Annotated in this window: 2 protein-coding genes; one reads left to right on the forward strand and one right to left on the reverse strand. The window is 41.2% G+C overall.

The features are described from left to right. Positions 1 to 113: 113 nt before the first annotated feature. On the reverse strand, positions 114 to 299 hold the full coding sequence (locus tag H6F92_RS25570; protein WP_242029938.1) for a hypothetical protein: 186 nt from the start codon (positions 297 to 299) through the stop codon (positions 114 to 116). Between the two features lie 742 nt (positions 300 to 1,041). Between H6F92_RS25570 and H6F92_RS00210 the strand changes: the two genes are divergently transcribed. Then, positions 1,042 to 1,416 carry a Nif11-like leader peptide family natural product precursor gene (locus H6F92_RS00210; protein WP_190356381.1) on the forward strand — a complete coding sequence of 125 codons (375 nt, stop codon included), beginning with the start codon at positions 1,042 to 1,044 and terminating at the stop codon, positions 1,414 to 1,416. Positions 1,417 to 1,594 lie beyond the last annotated feature (178 nt).

The following is a 1,594-nucleotide window of genomic DNA, read 5'->3' on the forward strand; positions in this document are numbered from 1 at the left end:
TTATGATTTTCCTTGATCTATCTGGGTTTCAGCGATTTTGGGCTTCTCGAAGTAAATCCCAAGCAGGGATTGGGGTTGAGGCTTTTCTCGATTTGTTTTTTGTCTAAGTCCCACTAAAAGTCTTTCCCAGTAAACATTTCACGATTCCATAAGCAAAAATTATCACACAAAGTCGAGAAGAGCCAATAAAGGTTCTTCGTTACTTGGTATGGTTTGATCAGGTGGCATAAATCGACTAAATCCTTATCTGGCAAGAGATTTAATTGATTAGTTCGCTCTAGATCAAAAACAATTGACAAAAATCGCTAAATGCCTTTCTATATAACTGGACTTCCCCCGTATAAACATACTAGCTATGGCTAAAAGTCTTACAGAGCCTGAGTTAAAGCAATGTAATACTAATAAACTACTGGGTACAAACTCCTGAAATCCTTACGCAGACAAGGTTTGAGGCAAAATTTTTCAAATTTGACCCTTCGACCATTATAGCTTGTTTCCGGGCAGAAAACCATCAAAAACATGGCTACAGAGGGAATCGCTGACTCTAGAGATTAATGACACCATCTGTTACCATAAGGTTAGCGATCACTATACAGCCAACTCTACGGAATCGCTCTACTCTAGATACAGTCAACGGTACAGCCATTTTCAAAGGGAAAATGTACCCAGTAGCGTCTTTTCAATTTTTTCTGAGAAACTCCATAGGGTTTTGTTAATTTTTTAGTATTTCTGTATGGGGGAAGTCCAGTAATAAGGTATAGTAAATCCCTTGATAGATAGGCTTTTCAGCGTTTCAATCGGGACTCACTTCTGTGAAAACCGCTATAACCGCCTATCGTTAGATTAGCTGAATCTCCCCCGTCGCGGGAGTTGGGGGGTGTTGCCTCTTGCAAGAGTGCCTCATCTCCACAAGCAATTTAAATGCTGAACAGCTTATCTACCAACCGTATCCTCCAATCACTCTCGGAATTATCTAAAGCCCGAATGCGAATTTATCTTGACGCTTGTTGTCTTTTATCAAATTCTAACAGGAGTTAACTTATGGCTCTCGAACAAGTTCACGCTTTTTATCAAAAAATTGCATCCGATGAATCCTTCCGTTCCCGAATCCAATCGGTGAATAGCAAAGAAGAATGCAGCGAGATCGTCAAAGCTGCGGGGTTCGATTTCACACCACAGGAATTCGAGGAATACACCGCACGAATTCTAGAGTCCGATCGCCCCGACGAAGAAATTAAAGATTTAAGCGCGGAAGATTTAGCGGCGGTTGCGGTTGGATTTATCGCTGGTATTCTAGTTCTAGTTAAGGCGATTTACGGTCTGCCACCCAACCCTGAATGGCCTATTCCAGGTGACGGAATCGCTCGACCGATGTACGGATTACCGGCAGATCGTCGAATTTTACCGAAAAACTAGCCACCGATCCCGATTTTCGTTTAAAGGTTTTGGACGAAATCGCTAACGATGACGAACTCAAAGACCAGAAACGTTGAATCCTGTAATAAAACTTTACATTGACAAGCATAATACCCCTATAACATCAAATTTTAAATTGAATAGACAATCCTCCGGAACCAGTGTACATAGCTAATAT

Origin of the sequence: Microcystis wesenbergii FACHB-1317 (assembly GCF_014696875.1) — a bacterium.
Taxonomy (GTDB): Bacteria; Cyanobacteriota; Cyanobacteriia; order Cyanobacteriales; family Microcystaceae; genus Microcystis; species Microcystis wesenbergii_A.

Coding starts and splice junctions, on each gene's coding strand:
- H6F92_RS00210 (WP_190356381.1), top strand. CDS start 1,042: ATGGCTCTCGAACAAGTTCACGCTTTTTATCAAAAAATTGCATCCGAT.